Annotated in this window: 14 protein-coding genes; 9 read left to right on the top strand and 5 right to left on the bottom strand. The window is 40.6% G+C overall.

Features of this window, described 5'->3' with window-relative positions; all coding sequences use genetic code 11:
- The first annotated feature begins 168 nt into the window (after nt 1–168).
- Nucleotides 169–1,419: a threonine ammonia-lyase IlvA gene (gene ilvA, locus ABKJ27_RS01350; RefSeq protein WP_386684726.1), complete on the top strand. Its 1,251-nt coding sequence runs from the start codon at nt 169–171 to the stop codon at nt 1,417–1,419.
- A gap of 840 nt (nt 1,420–2,259) precedes the next feature.
- Nucleotides 2,260–2,475: a hypothetical protein gene (locus tag ABKJ27_RS01355; protein ID WP_001130036.1), complete on the top strand. Its 216-nt coding sequence runs from the start codon at nt 2,260–2,262 to the stop codon at nt 2,473–2,475.
- Nucleotides 2,476–2,565: 90 nt separating this feature from the next.
- Here the strand turns inward: ABKJ27_RS01355 and ABKJ27_RS01360 are convergent, their stop codons facing one another.
- Both ABKJ27_RS01360 and ABKJ27_RS01365 read right to left on the bottom strand, forming a co-directional pair.
- Nucleotides 2,566–3,306, bottom strand: coding sequence for an amino acid ABC transporter ATP-binding protein (locus ABKJ27_RS01360; protein WP_033685560.1), 741 nt, complete (start codon nt 3,304–3,306; stop codon nt 2,566–2,568).
- The gene (locus tag ABKJ27_RS01365) at nt 3,306–4,871 is read right to left on the bottom strand and encodes an ABC transporter substrate-binding protein/permease (RefSeq protein WP_410011880.1); all 1,566 of its coding nucleotides are present in this window, start codon (nt 4,869–4,871) and stop codon (nt 3,306–3,308) included. The genes ABKJ27_RS01360 and ABKJ27_RS01365 overlap by 1 nt, the downstream gene beginning before the upstream one ends.
- A 138-nt stretch (nt 4,872–5,009) precedes the next feature.
- Here ABKJ27_RS01365 and ABKJ27_RS01370 point away from each other — a divergent pair, with 138 nt between their 5' ends.
- Both ABKJ27_RS01370 and ABKJ27_RS01375 read left to right on the top strand, forming a co-directional pair.
- The gene (locus ABKJ27_RS01370) at nt 5,010–6,899 is read left to right on the top strand and encodes a DUF2207 family protein (protein ID WP_410011881.1); all 1,890 of its coding nucleotides are present in this window, start codon (nt 5,010–5,012) and stop codon (nt 6,897–6,899) included.
- A 62-nt stretch (nt 6,900–6,961) separates the two neighbouring features.
- A complete protein-coding gene (locus ABKJ27_RS01375) occupies nt 6,962–7,807 on the top strand; it encodes an undecaprenyl-diphosphate phosphatase (RefSeq protein WP_033682326.1) in 846 nt (281 codons plus the stop codon).
- A 139-nt stretch (nt 7,808–7,946) separates the two neighbouring features.
- Here the strand turns inward: ABKJ27_RS01375 and dinB are convergent, their stop codons facing one another.
- Nucleotides 7,947–9,008, bottom strand: a complete 1,062-nt coding sequence (gene dinB / locus ABKJ27_RS01380) for a DNA polymerase IV (RefSeq protein WP_410011882.1) — start codon at nt 9,006–9,008, stop codon at nt 7,947–7,949.
- A 238-nt stretch (nt 9,009–9,246) separates the two neighbouring features.
- Between dinB and pflB the strand changes: the two genes are divergently transcribed.
- The 3 genes from pflB (at nt 9,247) to tnpA (ending at nt 12,510) form a co-directional block, all read left to right on the top strand.
- Nucleotides 9,247–11,562 carry a formate C-acetyltransferase gene (pflB, locus tag ABKJ27_RS01385; protein WP_410011883.1) on the top strand — a complete coding sequence of 772 codons (2,316 nt, stop codon included), beginning with the start codon at nt 9,247–9,249 and terminating at the stop codon, nt 11,560–11,562.
- A 144-nt stretch (nt 11,563–11,706) separates the two neighbouring features.
- Entirely contained in the window at nt 11,707–11,910 is a 204-nt protein-coding gene (locus ABKJ27_RS01390) for a hypothetical protein (RefSeq protein WP_410011884.1), read from the top strand.
- Between the two features lie 135 nt (nt 11,911–12,045).
- Complete coding sequence (gene tnpA, locus ABKJ27_RS01395) at nt 12,046–12,510, top strand: IS200/IS605 family transposase (protein WP_000057429.1); 465 nt, start codon at nt 12,046–12,048, stop codon at nt 12,508–12,510.
- A gap of 143 nt (nt 12,511–12,653) precedes the next feature.
- Here tnpA and ABKJ27_RS01400 read toward each other — a convergent pair whose 3' ends face one another.
- Together ABKJ27_RS01400 and trkA are read right to left on the bottom strand one after the other, a co-directional pair.
- Nucleotides 12,654–14,093 carry a TrkH family potassium uptake protein gene (locus ABKJ27_RS01400; protein ID WP_410011885.1) on the bottom strand — a complete coding sequence of 480 codons (1,440 nt, stop codon included), beginning with the start codon at nt 14,091–14,093 and terminating at the stop codon, nt 12,654–12,656.
- Between the two features lie 3 nt (nt 14,094–14,096).
- On the bottom strand, nt 14,097–15,446 hold the full coding sequence (trkA, locus tag ABKJ27_RS01405; protein ID WP_410011886.1) for a Trk system potassium transporter TrkA: 1,350 nt from the start codon (nt 15,444–15,446) through the stop codon (nt 14,097–14,099).
- 188 nt (nt 15,447–15,634) lie between these two features.
- Here trkA and ABKJ27_RS01410 point away from each other — a divergent pair, with 188 nt between their 5' ends.
- Together ABKJ27_RS01410 and ABKJ27_RS01415 are read left to right on the top strand one after the other, a co-directional pair.
- Nucleotides 15,635–16,483: an SAM hydrolase/SAM-dependent halogenase family protein gene (locus tag ABKJ27_RS01410; protein WP_410011887.1), complete on the top strand. Its 849-nt coding sequence runs from the start codon at nt 15,635–15,637 to the stop codon at nt 16,481–16,483.
- Nucleotides 16,484–16,498: 15 nt separating this feature from the next.
- Nucleotides 16,499–17,044 (top strand): ECF-type riboflavin transporter substrate-binding protein, encoded by a 546-nt coding sequence (locus tag ABKJ27_RS01415; RefSeq protein ID WP_033689391.1) that lies wholly within the window; start codon nt 16,499–16,501, stop codon nt 17,042–17,044.
- The last annotated feature ends 32 nt before the right edge of the window (nt 17,045–17,076 follow it).

Consider the following 17,076-nt stretch of genomic DNA (forward strand, 5'->3'; position numbering starts at 1 on the left):
CACTGTTTTGAGGTTGTGGATAGAACTGACGAAGTCAGCTCAAAACACTGTTTTGAGGTTGTGGATAGAACTGACGAAGTCAGTAACCATACCTACTCCAAGGTAAAGCTGACGTGGTTTGAAGAGACTTTCGAAGAGTATAAGTATGAAATAGTCTAGGAGAAAAAGATGTTAAGTTCAAAAGATATCATCAAGGCTCATAAGGTCTTGAATGGTGTGGTTGTGAATACACCGCTTGATTATGACCATTATTTATCGGAGAAGTATGGTGCTAAGATTTATTTGAAAAAGGAAAATGCCCAACGTGTTCGTTCTTTTAAAATTCGCGGTGCCTATTATGCCATTTCCCAGCTCAGCAAGGAAGAGCGTGAACGAGGAGTAGTCTGCGCTTCTGCGGGAAATCATGCACAGGGTGTTGCCTATACTTGTAATGAAATGAAAATTCCTGCAACTATTTTCATGCCCATCACTACTCCGCAACAAAAAATTGGTCAAGTTCGATTTTTTGGTGGGGACTTCGTGAACATTAAACTAGTTGGAGATACCTTTGATGCCTCAGCTAAAGCAGCTCAAGAATTTACACTTTCTGAAAACCGTACCTTTATTGATCCCTTTGATGATGCCCATGTTCAAGCTGGTCAAGGGACAGTTGCTTATGAGATTTTAGAAGAAGCTCGAAAAGAATCGATTGATTTCGATGCTGTTTTGGTCCCTGTTGGAGGCGGAGGTCTCATTGCTGGAGTTTCGACTTATATCAAGGAAACAAGTCCAGAGATTGAAGTCATTGGGGTAGAGGCAAATGGAGCGCGTTCCATGAAGGCTGCCTTTGAAGCTGGTGGGCCTGTCAAACTCAAGGAAATTGACAAATTTGCAGATGGGATTGCTGTTCAGAAGGTAGGTCAGTTGACCTATGAGGCAACTCGTCAACATGTTCAAACTTTGGTAGGTGTCGATGAGGGATTGATTTCTGAAACCTTGATTGATCTCTACTCTAAGCAAGGGATTGTCGCAGAACCTGCTGGAGCGGCTAGTATCGCCTCTTTAGAGGTTTTAGCTGAATATATCAAGGGGAAAACCATTTGTTGTATCATTTCTGGAGGAAATAATGACATTAACCGTATGCCAGAAATGGAAGAGCGTGCCTTGATTTATGATGGGATTAAGCATTACTTTGTGGTCAATTTTCCACAGCGTCCAGGGGCCTTACGTGAGTTTGTAAATGATATCTTGGGGCCAAATGATGATATCACACGTTTTGAGTATATCAAACGAGCTAGCAAGGGGACAGGACCAGTATTGATTGGGATTGCCTTGGCAGATAAGCATGATTATGCAGGTTTGATTCGTCGAATGGAAGGGTTTGATCCATCTTATATTAACTTAAATGGTAATGAAACGCTCTATAATATGCTTGTCTGAGGACTAATAAAAAAATATCATATTATTTGCACAACTGATGTATAGGTGCTATAATGAGGGTGAAGAAAGGGGGCGATTCCTATGGACTTAGGAAATCGATTACGCTATTTCTATCTCAACTCATTATAGTACCTATGTTTTTTGATTTGGTTTATAGTAAGGGAGTAAAATTACTTATTATATTTAAGGAGTATTTTTGAAATCCACTATTTTATATAGGGCTAATCTGTGGTTTGGTTAAATATAATAGGAATTAGAAAAAATAATCAATACTAATGAGAAACCTTATAATGAACTGACTGAGAAGAGTGATGAGATACTAAGAAGATAAAAACAGTAGAAAATGTTGAAAGATAGGATACTATTGTTTCTTAATTACTAATCTTTTTATTGGTTTAAAGAAACAAAAAAGGAAGATAAAGTAAATAAATAGTACCAGTTGAGCAAGTGAAAAGTGCTTATAAAGGCAGGAAGAATATTAAAGAAGGAGAAGAGAAAGAATAGTTACTAATAGTGTGGAGAGAAAGTGTTTCGCTATTAGAAATATCGTTTTAAAGTTGGATAAATAGAATAAAGTTGAGTATAAAACCTGTCTAACCTATCCCGAACTGGTATTTGTAAATCATGAATATTTTTACAAGTAAAAGATTTAATAATACAATTATTTTAAAGGTATTTACTAATGGTTTATAGCAAGGGAAAACCTATATATTATCGGCTTTAATAAGATAGTAATAGAAAAATAAATCATTAATTTTATTGAATATATGTTTTTTTATTGACAAAAGTCATAAAAACGTATACAATTAAATATCGTAAAGAAGAAAATAGGAGAAGGACATGGCTAAGTCAAACTTTGAAAAAGTAGAATCAGTTGTTGGCTGGGTTCGTGATAAGAAAATCACAGGCTACCGTATCTCTAAAGAAACGAATGCGCGTGAAATGTCTATCATTGCTCTAGCGCAGGGTCGTGCAAAAGTAAAAAATATTTCATTTGAAACAGCTCTAGGTTTAATTGATTTCTATGAAAAAAATCATGAAAAATTTGAAGATTAATCTTTGGATAATGGCGGATTCTTGAATAGGGTCTGCCTTTTCATTTTTTGGCTAGTAAAAAGACTGCACGGTTGATGCAGCCTTTTCTTTTTATTTGAGATAGCGTTGAAGGAATTCTTTTGTACGGTCTTTTTTAGGATTGGTGAAGAGGTCTTCTGGTTTGCCTTCTTCAGCAATCACACCCTTATCCATAAAGATAACACGGTGAGAGACATCACGGGCGAATTCCATTTCGTGAGTTACGACAATCATAGTCAAGCCTTCTTGAGCCAGGTCCTGCATGATTTTGAGGACTTCTCCAACCATTTCTGGATCAAGAGCTGATGTTGGTTCATCAAAGAGAATAGCATCCGGATTCATGGAGAGGGCACGAGCGATGGCCACACGTTGTTTTTGCCCCCCTGAGAGTTGTTTTGGTTTGGCTTGCCAGTAGCGTTCTCCCATGCCGACCTTTTCTAGGTTTTCTTTGGCAATCTTTTCAGCTTCTGTACGTTCACGTTTAAGGACAGTTGTCTGAGCGACGATTGTGTTTTCAAGAACGTTTAGATTTTCAAAGAGGTTAAAGGATTGGAACACCATCCCCAATTTTTCACGGTATTGCGTGAGGTCATAGCCTTTTTCGAGGACGTTTTGTCCATGATAAAGGATTTGTCCATCAGTTGGCGTTTCAAGTAGGTTAATGGAGCGTAGGAAAGTTGATTTTCCGCTTCCAGAGCTTCCGATGATAGAGATAACTTCACCCTTGTGGACAGTTAGAGAAATGTCTTTTAGCACTTCGTTTTGTCCATAGGATTTTTTGAGGTGTTTAATTTCAAGGATTGCTTGTGTCATTATTTCAAATCCTCCGTTTGCATTTGGTTAGCACCTGTAGTATAGGTATCCATGTCCATGCGGCGTTCGATGAAGCGTAGGATACGTGTTACGGTGAAGGTGAGGACAAAGTAAATCACGGCGATGATTGTAAATGTCTGGAAGTATTGATAGGTTTGCGTTGCCACTGTATTTCCTGAGAAATAAAGTTCAACAACAGAGATAACGTTCAATACAGATGTATCTTTGATATTGATGACAAATTCATTACCAGTTGCTGGCAGGATGTTACGGACTACTTGAGGTAGGACAATCTTACGCATGGTTTGGTTATGAGTCATACCAAGAGCAGTAGCGGCTTCAAATTGTCCCTTGTCAACTGCTAGGATACCACCACGGACGATTTCAGTCATGTAGGCACCGGTGTTGATCGAAACGATGAAGATAGCAGCTAGTGTACGGTCAAGGTTGATACCGAAAGCTTGGGCAGTTCCATAGTAGATAACCATCGATTGAACAATCATTGGCGTACCACGGAAAATTTCAATATAGACATTGAGGATCCAGCCGACTAGTTTTTGTAGGCCGTAAATGGCTTTGTTTTCAGATAGTGGAGCAGTACGGAAAACACCGATGGCAAGGCCGATAATGAGACCTGTGATGGTTCCGACGATAGAGATTAAAAGAGTGATACCAGCACCACGCAAAAGTTGTTGCCAGTTTTCAGAAAGAATTTTAGCGACTTGGCTAAAGAAACTACTGCTAGTCTCTTCAGTTGTTGTAGCTTCGGCAGGTTGCTCTTTGATCATACGATCCATCAAGGCAACTTGGTCGTCTTTTGAAATGGTTTCAATGCTGGCATTGATTTGGCTAATACGGTTGTCATCTTTACGAAGTCCAATGGCGATAGCTGTATCTTCTTCCCCAGTTTTAAAACCGGGTTCTACTTGGACCATCTTGAACTTAGAGTTCGCAGTTTCGGCAGTCAGTGCTTCTGGGCGTTCAGAAACATAGGCATCGATGACACCGGCCTCAAGTGCTTGGCGCATTTGAGCGAAGTCTCCCATTGCTGTTTCTTTTTTAGCTCCTGGGATTTGTGCAATCAAGTCATAAAGGTAGACACCTTGTTGAGAAGTGATTTTCGCACCATTAAAGTCATCCAAAGATTTGGCATTTGCGTAGGCAGAATCTTTTTTGACCAGTAGAACTGGTTCGCTAGTATAGTAACTGCTTGAAAAGGCAATTTCTTGTTTGCGCTCGGCAGTAGGACTCATACCTGCGATAATCATGTCAATCTTACCAGAAGTAAGGGCAGGGACTAGACCTTCCCACTTGGTTTTAACAACCAAAGGTTCTTTACCTAAGTCCTTAGCGATTTTCTTGGCGATTTGAACATCGTATCCATTGGCATACTGGTTAGTCCCATCGATTTTGACAGCTCCATTGCTATCATCATCCTGAGTCCAGTTAAAGGGAGCATATGCTGCTTCCATCCCGATGCGTAAATATTCATCAGCTTGAGCAACATTGACAAGTCCTAGCATCAGCAAAAGACTTGTGAAAATAGATAAGTATATTTTTCTCATGATTTCTCCTATTTCTAATCTATTAAAAAATAACTGTCTCCTATTTTATCGAAAAAAACTCTATTTTTCAATATAGGTAAGCCCTTACTTATGAAAAAATGATATAATGATAGCAAAGATAAAAAGGGGGCTTAGTTGATGAAAAAAACTTTTTTCTTACTGGTGTTAGGCTTGTTTTGCCTTCTGCCACTCTCTGTTTTTGCCATTGATTTCAAGATAAACTCTTACCAAGGGGATTTGTATATTCATGCAGACAATACGGCAGAATTTAGACAAAAGATAGTTTATCAGTTTGAGGAGGACTTTAAGGGGCAAATCGTGGGACTTGGACGTGCTGGCAAGATGCCTAGTGGGTTTGACATTGATCCTCATCCAAAGGTTCAGGCTACGAAAAATGGTGCTGAACTAGCAGACGTTACTAGCGAAGTGATAGAAGGAGCAGATGGTTATACTGTTAAAGTCTATAATCCAGGCCAGGAAGGCGACACAGTTGAAGTTGACCTTATCTGGAACTTAAAGAATTTGCTTTTCCTTTATGATGATATCGCTGAATTAAATTGGCAACCTCTGACAGATAGTTCAGGGGCTATTGGGAAGTTTGAATTTCATGTAAGGGGAGACAAGGGGGCTGAAAAACTCTTTTTCCATACAGGGAAACTTTTTAGAGAGGGAACGGTTGAAAAGAGTAACCTTGATTATACTATTCGTTTAGACAATCTTCCTCCTAAGCGTGGAGTTGAATTGCATGCTTATTGGCCTCGGACCGATTTTGCTAGCGCTAGGGATCAGGGCTTGAAAGGGAATCGTTTAGAAGAGTTTAATAGGATAGAAGACTCGATTGTTAAAGAAAAAGAGCAAAGTAAACAGCTAGTTACTTGGGTCTTCCCTTCTATCCTTTCCATCTCCTTGTTATTGAGTGTCTGCTTCTATTTTATTTATAGAAGAAAGACCACTTCTTCAGTTAAATATGCTAAAAATCATCGTCTCTATGAACCACCAATGGAGTTAGAACCTATGGTTTTATCGGAGGCTGTCTACTCGACCTCCTTGGAGGAAGTGAGTCCTCTAACCAAAGGAGCAGGTAAATTCACCTTTGACCAACTTGTTCAAGCTACCTTGTTAGATGTGGTTGACCGCGGAAATGTCTCTATTATTTCAGAAGGGGATGCAGTTGGGTTAAGACTGGTAAAAGAAGATGGTTTGTCAAGCTTTGAGAAAGACTGTCTAAATCTGGCTTTTTCAGGCAAAAAAGAAGAAACTCTTTCCAATTTGTTTGCGGATTACAAGGTATCTGATAGTCTTTATCGTAGAGCAAAAGTCTCTGATGAAAAACGGATTCAAGCAAAGGGGCGTCAGCTCAAATCTTCTTTTGAAGAAGTATTGAAAGAGATGCAAGAAGGAGTGAGAAATCGAGTTTCCTTCTGGGGACTTCCGGATTATTATCGTCCCTTGACTGGTGGGGAAAAGGCCTTGCAAGTGGGGATGGGACTCTCCACTATCTTACCTCTATCTATCGGATTTGGTTTGTTCTTGTACAGCTTAGACGTTCATGACTATCTTTACCTCCCCTTACCAATACTTGGTTTTCTAGGTTTGGTTTTGGCTGTTTTCTATTATTGGAAGCTTCGATTAGATAATCGTGATGGTGTCCTAAATGAAGCAGGGGCAGAAGTCTACTATCTCTGGACCAGTTTTGAAAATATGTTGCGTGAGATTGCACGATTGGATCAGGCTGAATTGGAAAGTATTGTGGTTTGGAATCGCCTCTTGGTTTATGCGACCTTATTTGGCTATGCGGACAAGGTCAGTCATTTGATGAAGGTTCATCACATCCAGGTAGAAAATCCAGATATCAATCTCTATGTAGCTTATAGCTGGCATAGTATGTTTTATCATTCAACAGCAAAAATGAGCCATTATGCCAGTGTCGCAAATACAGCAAGTACCTACTCCGTATCTTCTGGAAGTGGAAGTTCTGGTGGTGGCTTCTCCGGAGGAGGAGGCGGTGGCAGTATAGGCGCCTTTTAAAGAGAGCTATCACAGGCTGAAAAAATATGCTATAATGGAAGATAGAAAAAAAGGAGTAATCTATGTATCTTATTGAAATTTTAAAATCTATCTTCTTCGGGATTGTTGAAGGAATTACGGAATGGTTGCCGATTTCTAGTACAGGTCACTTGATTTTAGCAGAGGAATTTATCCAATACCAAAATCAAAACGAAGCCTTTATTTCCATGTTTAATGTCGTGATTCAGCTTGGTGCGATTTTGGCGGTCATGGTAATCTACTTTAACAAGCTCAATCCTTTCAAACCGACTAAGGACAAGCAGGAAGTTCGTAAGACTTGGAGACTATGGCTGAAGGTCTTGATTGCAACTTTGCCTTTACTTGCCGTCTTTAAGTTTGATGATTGGTTTGATACTCACTTCCATAACATGGTTTCTGTTGCACTCATGTTGATTATCTATGGGATTGCCTTTATCTATTTGGAAAAGCGCAATAAAGCGCGTGCTATCGAGCCAAGTGTGACAGAGTTAGATAAACTTCCTTATACGACAGCTTTCTATATCGGACTCTTCCAAGTTCTTGCGCTTTTACCAGGAACCAGCCGTTCTGGGGCAACGATTGTCGGTGGTTTGTTAAATGGAACCAGTCGTTCTGTTGTGACAGAGTTTACCTTCTATCTTGGAATTCCAGTTATGTTTGGAGCTAGCGCCTTAAAGATTTTCAAATTTGTAAAAGCAGGACAACTCTTGGACTTCGGGCAATTGTTCTTGCTCTTGGTTGCCATGGGAGTCGCTTTCGCAGTCAGCATGGTCGCTATTCGTTTCTTGACCAGCTATGTGAAAAAACACGACTTTACCCTTTTTGGTAAATACCGTATCGTGCTTGGTAGTATCTTGCTACTTTATAGCTTTGTTCGTTTATTTGTATAAGAAAAACCTTGAAGGGGCAGCTCTTCAAGGTTTTATACTCTTCGAAAATCAAATTCAAACCGCGTCAGCTTCGCCTTGCCGTACTCAAGTACAGCCTGCGGCTAGCTTCCTAGTTTGCTCTTTGATTTTTCATTGAGTATTAAAATCCAGTCACGGTAATTCCCAACAGGCGGACACCTCTTTCTTTCTCGCTTAATTCTTCATAGAGTTGCAGGGCTATTTGGCTTATCTGACTAGCATTCTGTGTTTTTTGAGCAAGACTTTTTCGTTTAGTAAGAGTTGAAAAGTCCTCATAGCGGATTTTCAAAATGACAATTTTTCCAGCTTTTTCTTGCTGATTGAGATTGAGAGCGACTCTTTCTGATAGAAGAGTCAGCTCTTTTTTGATATCTTCCTCGGCACGGAGAATCTTCCCGTAGGTTTTCTCCTTCCCGATTGATTTACGGATGCGATTGGATTTGACGGGGGAATTGTGAATACCACGAGCCTTTCGATACAGGTCATAGCCCAGTCTGCCAAAGCGGTCTATTAGGGTCACTTCAGGAACTTCAAGTAAATCAGCGCCAGTAAAAACACCCATTTGAAGCAGACGTTCTACTGTCTTTTTTCCTACTCCATGAAACTTGGAAATATCCATTTGTTTGAGAAAATCCTCAGCCTGGTCAGGTAGAATCACTGTCAAACCATGAGGTTTTTGATAATCGCTAGCCATTTTAGCTAAGAATTTGTTATAAGAAACGCCAGCAGAAGCAGTTAGATGGAGTTCTTGCCAGATATCCTCTTGAATGAGGCGAGCGATTTTGACCGCTGACTTGATACCGAGTTTATTTTCTGTTACATCCAAATAGGCTTCGTCAATACTCATAGGCTCAATCAAATCTGTGTAGCGCTTAAAAATAGCTCGAATCTGGAGTCCCACAGCTTTGTATTTCTCATAATTTCCTGAGATGAAGACGGCCTGGGGACAACGCTCATAGGCTTCCTTAGAGCTCATGGCTGAATGGACACCAAAAGCTCGCGCCTCATAGCTACAGGTAGAAACGACTCCCCGCCCACCTGTTTGCCGAGGGTCGTTTCCGATAATGACAGGTTTTCCTCTGAGCTTAGGATTATCCCTGATTTCCACGGCAGCAAAAAAGGCATCCATGTCAATATGGATGATTTTTCTTGACAAATCATTTAACAAAGGAAAAATCAACATGCCTAGCCCCCTTTTTACTGCTTATTTTCTTTTATTATACCCTTTTTTCTGAAAAAAGGGAAAAAGGGTATATTTTTTTCAAAAATATAATACAGTTTGGAACAAAACATAGACTGTTTTAGAAAAGAAAGTGTAAAAATAAGGGTTTTCTACTTGTTGAAATCGGTTACTGTGTGTTATACTTGTCTCATGAATGTAACAGATGGTTGTTACTAGAAAGAAAAAAGAGGACATTAACATGGTTGTTAAGACAGTTGTTGAAGCACAAGATATTTTTGACAAAGCTTGGGAAGGCTTCAAAGGCGTAGATTGGAAAGAAAAAGCAAGTGTATCACGCTTCGTACAAGCTAACTACACACCTTATGATGGAGACGAAAGCTTCCTCGCAGGACCAACAGAACGTTCACTTCACATCAAAAAAATTGTAGAAGAAACTAAGGCTCACTACGAAGAAACTCGTTTCCCAATGGACACTCGTCCAACATCTATCGCTGATATCCCAGCAGGATTTATTGATAAAGAAAACGAAGTGATTTATGGTATCCAAAATGATGAACTCTTCAAATTGAACTTCATGCCAAAAGGTGGTATCCGTATGGCTGAAACTACTTTGAAAGAAAATGGATACGAACCAGACCCAGCTGTTCACGAAATCTTTACTAAATACGTAACAACAGTTAACGACGGTATCTTCCGTGCCTACACTTCAAACATTCGTCGCGCACGTCACGCACACACTGTAACTGGTCTTCCAGATGCATACTCACGCGGACGTATCATCGGTGTTTACGCACGTCTTGCTCTTTACGGTGCAGACTACTTGATGCAAGAAAAAGTAAACGATTGGAATGCAATCGAAGAAATCGATGAAGAAACAATCCGTCTTCGTGAAGAAATCAACCTTCAATACCAAGCATTGCAACAAGTTGTTCGCTTGGGTGACCTTTACGGAGTTGACGTTCGCAAACCAGCGATGAACACTAAGGAAGCAATCCAATGGGTTAACATCGCCTTCATGGCTGTCTGCCGTGTTATCAACGGTGCTGCTACATCTCTAGGACGTGTGCCAATCGTATTGGACATCTTTGCAGAACGTGACCTTGCTCGTGGTACATTTACTGAATCAGAAATCCAAGAATTCGTTGATGATTTCGTTATGAAACTTCGTACAGTTAAATTTGCTCGTACTAAAGCTTACGACCAATTGTACTCAGGTGACCCAACTTTCATCACAACTTCTATGGCTGGTATGGGTAACGACGGTCGTCACCGTGTTACTAAGATGGACTACCGTTTCTTGAACACTCTTGACAACATCGGTAACTCTCCAGAACCAAACTTAACAGTTCTTTGGACTGACAAATTGCCATACAACTTCCGTCGCTACTGTATGCACATGAGCCACAAACACTCTTCTATCCAATACGAAGGTGTAACAACAATGGCTAAAGACGGATATGGTGAAATGAGCTGTATCTCATGCTGTGTGTCTCCACTTGACCCAGAAAATGAAGAACAACGCCACAACATCCAGTACTTCGGTGCGCGTGTAAACGTATTGAAAGCCCTTCTTACTGGTTTGAACGGTGGTTACGACGATGTTCACAAAGATTACAAAGTATTTGACATCGAACCAATCCGTGACGAAGTTCTTGAATTTGAATCAGTTAAAGCTAACTTTGAAAAATCTCTTGACTGGTTGACTGACACTTACGTAGATGCTTTGAACATCATCCACTACATGACTGATAAGTACAACTACGAAGCTGTTCAAATGGCCTTCTTGCCAACTAAACAACGTGCGAACATGGGATTCGGTATCTGTGGATTTGCTAACACTGTTGATACATTGTCAGCTATCAAATACGCTACAGTTAAACCAATCCGTGATGAAAATGGCTACATCTACGATTACGAAACAATCGGCGAATACCCACGTTGGGGTGAAGATGATCCACGTTCAAACGAATTGGCAGAATGGTTGATTGAAGCTTACACAACTCGTCTACGTAGCCACAAACTTTACAAAGACGCAGAAGCTACAGTATCACTTTTGACTATCACATCTAACGTTGCTTACTCTAAACAAACTGGTAACTCGCCAGTCCACAAAGGTGTATACCTTAACGAAGATGGTTCTGTGAACTTGTCTAAACTTGAATTCTTCTCACCAGGTGCTAACCCATCTAACAAAGCTAAAGGTGGATGGTTGCAAAACTTGAACTCACTTGCTAGCCTTGACTTCGGTTATGCCGCTGACGGTATCTCATTGACAACTCAAGTATCACCTCGTGCTCTTGGTAAGACTCGTGACGAACAAGTTGATAACTTGGTAACAATCCTTGATGGATACTTCGAAAACGGTGGACAACACGTTAACTTGAACGTTATGGACTTGAACGATGTTTACGAAAAGATCATGTCAGGTGAAGACGTTATCGTACGTATCTCTGGATACTGTGTAAACACTAAATACCTCACTCCAGAACAAAAAACTGAATTGACACAACGTGTCTTCCACGAAGTTCTTTCAATGGATGATGCTTTGAGCTAATCAAGTTCTTGAATAATGAAAAGGAACCCTCGGTCAGTCGACTGAGGGTTGTTTTTGGGTTCTTAAATTCCTTAAGTCAGGCACTGAAATGTCTGACCGGGATTCAAAGATACTTGTTGAGTTGCGGGAGGTATTTGATACTCAATGAAAATCAAAGAGCAAACTAGGAAGATAGCCGCAGGTTGCTCAAAACAGTGTTTTGAGGTTGTGGATAGAAGTGACGAAGTCAGTAACCATACTTATGGCAAGGCGAAGCTGACGTGGTTTGAAGAGATTTTCGAAGAGTATGAAAATAAAAAAACCACACTTTGTAAGAAACAAGGTGTGGTTGTATTATGTGACTATTAGTCCGTCTCGCTCCGTTAGGTGCGAGACAAAACAACCACCCGCTATGCGGGTGCGCGTCGAAGGTTATACCAAAAAAACTCCGAACGCGATACAATAAAGGTGTTCAAGCCAATTGTAAAGCGAAAGGAGAAAAATATGGCACAAAAGGCTCATAGTTTATCGCACACAAAGTGGCACTGTAAGTATCACATTGTGTTCACCCCTAAGTATAGACGAAAAGTTATCTATAATCAATATCGAAGTAGTTTAGGCGAAATATTTCATCGCTTGTGTAGTTATAAAGGAGTTGAAATTATCGAGGGTCACTTAATGCCAGACCATGTACACATGTTAGTAAGTATTCCACCAAGGATAAGTGTTTCGAGTTTCATGGGTTATTTAAAAGGAAAAAGTGCACTCATGATGTTTGACAAACACGCCAATCTCAAGTACAAGTTTGGGAATCGGCATTTCTGGGCGGAAGGTTACTATGTGAGTACAGTAGGGCTTAATGAAGCCACAATTAAGAAATATATTCAAGAACAGGAAAAGCATGATATAGCACTAGATAAATTAAGTGTAAAAGAATATGAGGATCCCTTTAGGGATAGTGGTAAGTAATACTAAAGCCTCTTTGAGAGGCAAGTGACGAGTCAAGAGCAATAAGGCTTGAACAAAGTGAAAGCCAGCGTCTTTAGGCGCTGGCTGGTAATTTGGGCTTATAGCCCTGGGACAAACCACCCGTTTGACGGGTGGTCATGATTTTATCTCTTAGACCAAGTTCTCTTCATAAAGAGAAGTAGGATTGGGTAAATCTCCAAGCGCCCTGCAATCATTGCAAAGGAGAGGAGAATTTTTGAGATAGGACTAAAGATTGAGAAGCTAGAAGTTGTTCCTAGAATAGGTCCGATATTATTGAAACAGCTAAAGACAGCGCTAGTCACAACCAGAAAATCATTGCTATCTAGGCTGACAATAAAGATAAGTGCTAGCAAAATCATAGCATAGATGACAAAGTACTTGAGAATCTTATGCTGGGTATCTTTGTCAATCACCGTTTTATTAACATGGAGGGTTAAAACACGGTGGGGCGATAGGATTGACAAAATTTGGTTTTTGGCAATTTTTGAAAGAATAAGGCCTCGAATAACCTTGAGTCCACCTGCGGTTGATCCAGCAGAGCCGCCGATTCCCATGAGAAAGAGGAGGATAAACTGGGAGAAGAGGGGCCAGTTGGTAATATCTCCATATCCAAAACCAGTTGTTGTAATGATGTTGGAAACCTGGAAGAAGGCCATTTCAAAACTTTTTGAAAATCCCGGGTAGAGATAGAGAGTATTGAGGCTGATCAAGCCTGTAGAAATCATTACGATGAATAAGTAAGCCCGAAGTTCTTCATCTCCAAAGAAGGCTTTGATGCGACGGAGCATGAGGTAGTAGTAGAGATTGAAATTGACCCCAAAAACCAGAACTCCGATACTAACCAGATAGGTAATTAGTGAGCTGCCATAGTGGGCAATCCCGTCATTATAGACGGTAAAGCCTCCTGTACCCGCTGTTCCCATGGCAATGACAAAACTATCAAATAGAGGCATTCCGGCTAGGTAATAGATGATGACAAAGAGGGAAAAGAGAGCTAGATAAAGGAGATAGAGAATCTGGGCAGTATTTTTTAGCTTGGATACTACTTTACCGAAAACAGGGCCAGGAACCTCAGCCTTCATCACCTCTAGGTGGCTATTTTTGGCGTTATCCATGATAGCAAGTGCAAAAACAAGCACTCCCATCCCTCCAATCAAGTGGGTAAAGCTTCGCCAGAAGAGGAGGGAACGACTGAGAACCGAAACGTCGTTCAGAATAGTTGCCCCAGTAGTTGTAAAGCCAGAACTAATCTCAAAAAAGGCATCGATAACGCTGGGAATTTGCCCAGCAAAGACAAAGGGGAGACCGCCAAAGAAAGACCAAAGAATCCAACAGAGGGCAACGATCAAGATTCCTTCCTTGGCATAAATCCGCTGATTTTTTGGCTTTTGTAAAATTCCTGAACCACCTAGTAATACGAGAAGCCCAATCGTTGTAAAGAGGGCTGTAAAGACTTGGCTCGATTCGTGGTAATAGACAGCTACAGCTACAGGAACCAAGAGGAGAACAGCTTCAATCAAAAGTAACTTTGAAAGGAGGTAACGAATCATACTTTTATTCATTTCTTACCTCGCGATCAAGTCATAAATCTTGGTGATGTTTGGCAACAAGGTCGTTACTAGGAGCTTGTCTCCGACTTCAAGCATATCCTCCCCAGTTGGGAAAATAGTCTTGCCCTTTCGAATGATGGCTGCAATAAGAACCCCTTTTTTCAGTTTGAGTTGAGAAAGAGGTTTGGCAGTCATTTTATTGGCTTCCTTGATATGGAATTGTAGGGTTTCGATTTGGCCATTGGCTAGATGGTGCATGGCTTGAAGGTCTGAATACTGGGCATTGACACGACCACGAATAAAGTGCATAATCGTATCTACAGCAATGCTTTTAGGTGTGATGATACTTGAAAAATCAGGTGCATTGATAATCTCGAGGAGACTGGTACGATTGACCTTGGTAATATTTTTCTGTACACCTACCCTGTCAAGGAACATAGAAGTAATCAGATTTTCTTCATCGACTCCTGTTAGGGTCGCAACGGCATCATAGTTTTGAGCACTTTCTTCCAGTAGGATGTCTTTTGCGGTCCCATCTCCTTGAACGATGTAGAGATTTGGGAATTTCTCGCTAAAGAAGCTGGCGATCTCAGGATTGATTTCAATAACCTTGGTATCGATTCGACTGTCTTTGAGGATACCTAGTAGATAATAGGCAATTCTACCAGCTCCAACAATAAGAAGACTCTTCACGGCACGAGACTTGAAATAATTATGGAAGAGCATCATATCAACACGGTTACCAGTGACAAAGATTCTATCTTTATCTTGTACAGTCATGTCACCACTTGGAATGATAATTTGATGATCTCTTTCTATAGCACAGACAATGACATTACCGAATTTTTTCCGAAAATCAGAAATGGGCATTTGGCAAAGACCGCTGGAAGATTTAACAGTGAATTCCATCAAGCTGACCCTTCCTCCAAAGAAACGTTCGACAGACAGGGCATTTGGGAAGTCAATAATATTGGCAATGGCGCGAGCAGCCAAGAGCTCAGGGTTGACGATAAGAGAAAAACCGAGAATATTCTTTTCTTTGAAATAAGAGTTAGAATATTCAGGGTTCCGCACCCGAACGATGGTCTCTTTAGCTCCCATTTTCTTAGCGAGAACGGCTGCAATCATATTCACTTCATCATACTCAGTCAGGGCGATAAAGATATCACAATCCTGGACACTTGCTTGCTCAAGGATGGTAAAATCGGCCCCGTTGCCAAGGATACCCATGATATCAAAGCGATTGACAATATGATTGAGGACGGCTTCGTTTTGCTCAATCAGCAAAACATCATGCTTTTCTGCAACCAAGGAGCGACAGAGGGCAAAACCAACTTTTCCCCCTCCGACAAGGATAATTTTCATATTAAAACCTACTTTTTCATGATGTAACTATCATACCTTTTTTCAAGAAAAAATGCACCTACTAGCTAATAACCAGAGCTTTTAGTAGGAAATTTGCTATAAGGTAAAACTATACCCTAATCAATTGAAATAGCTATTAGCACCTTTCTCTGAAATATGGTATGATAAAGGATATACAAGGAGATAAAATGAATAATAATTTACTGGTATTACAATCAGACTTTGGTCTGGTTGATGGTGCGGTATCGGCTATGATTGGAGTGGCTTTAGAAGAATCTCCAACCATAAAAATTCATCACTTGACGCACGATATCACGCCTTATAATATTTTTGAGGGGAGCTACCGTCTCTTTCAGACGGTGGATTACTGGCCTGAGGGAACGACTTTTGTATCGGTTGTCGATCCAGGTGTCGGCTCGAAACGTAAGAGTGTGGTTGCCAAAACTGCAAAAAATCAATACATTGTCACACCAGACAATGGAACTCTTTCCTTTATCAAGAAACACGTTGGTATTGTAGCTATTCGTGAGATTTCTGAAGTGGCCAATCGACGTCAAAATACAGAGCATTCTTATACCTTCCACGGTCGTGATGTCTATGCCTATACTGGTGCTAAACTAGCCAGTGGTCACATTACTTTTGAGGAAGTGGGACCAGAGCTCAGTGTGGATCAGATTGTGGAGCTTCCAGTTGTAGAGACTATCATAGAAGATCATTTGGTGAAGGGAGCTATTGATATTCTGGATGTGCGTTTCGGTTCGCTTTGGACCTCTATCACGCGAGAAGAATTTTACAAGCTAGAACCAGCATTCGGTGATCGTTTTGAAGTGACCATCTATCATGCTGATATGCTGGTCTATCAAAATCAGGTTGTCTATGGCAAATCATTTGCTGATGTGAGAATTGGGCAACCCATCCTTTACATCAACTCTCTCTATCGTTTAGGTCTGGCAATTAACCAAGGTTCCTTTGCCAAAGCTTACAATGTGGGTGTCGGTTCATCTTGGACCATTGAAATAAAGAAAATAGAATCATAAAATAGGAGAATATAGATGAAAAATCAATCAATTAAACAAGTTGTTGCTATCGGTGTTGGAGCTGCGCTCTTTGTTGTCATCGGGATGATCAGTATTCCAACGCCTGTTCCAAATACAAGCATCCAGCTTCAGTATGCGGTACAGAGCCTCTTGTCTATTATTTTTGGCCCTCTAGTGGGACTACTTGTTGGTTTAATTGGGCATGCAGTGAAGGACTCTCTTGCTGGCTACGGTCTATGGTGGACTTGGATTATTGCTAGTGGTCTCTTTGGTCTAGCTGTAGGTCTCTTTAGAAAATACATTCGAGTAACACAGGGTGTTTTTGAGTTGAAGGATATTGTCTTCTTTAACCTCATTCAGATTGTTGCAAATGCTCTTGTTTGGGGTGTCTTGGCACCACTTGGAGATGTTGTGATTTATCAAGAAGCGGCAGAAAAAGTATTTGCCCAAGGGATTGTTGCGGGAATTGCAAATGCTGTAACTGTAGCTATCGCAGGTACCCTTCTCTTGCTAGCTTATTCACGTACGCAGACTCGTTCAGGAAGTTTGAAAAAGGATTAACATAAGAGAAAAGGCTGGACAACCAGTCTTTT

It is taken from the genome of Streptococcus sp. KHUD_011, from assembly GCF_046352925.1.
In the GTDB taxonomy this organism is placed as follows: Bacteria; Bacillota; Bacilli; order Lactobacillales; family Streptococcaceae; genus Streptococcus.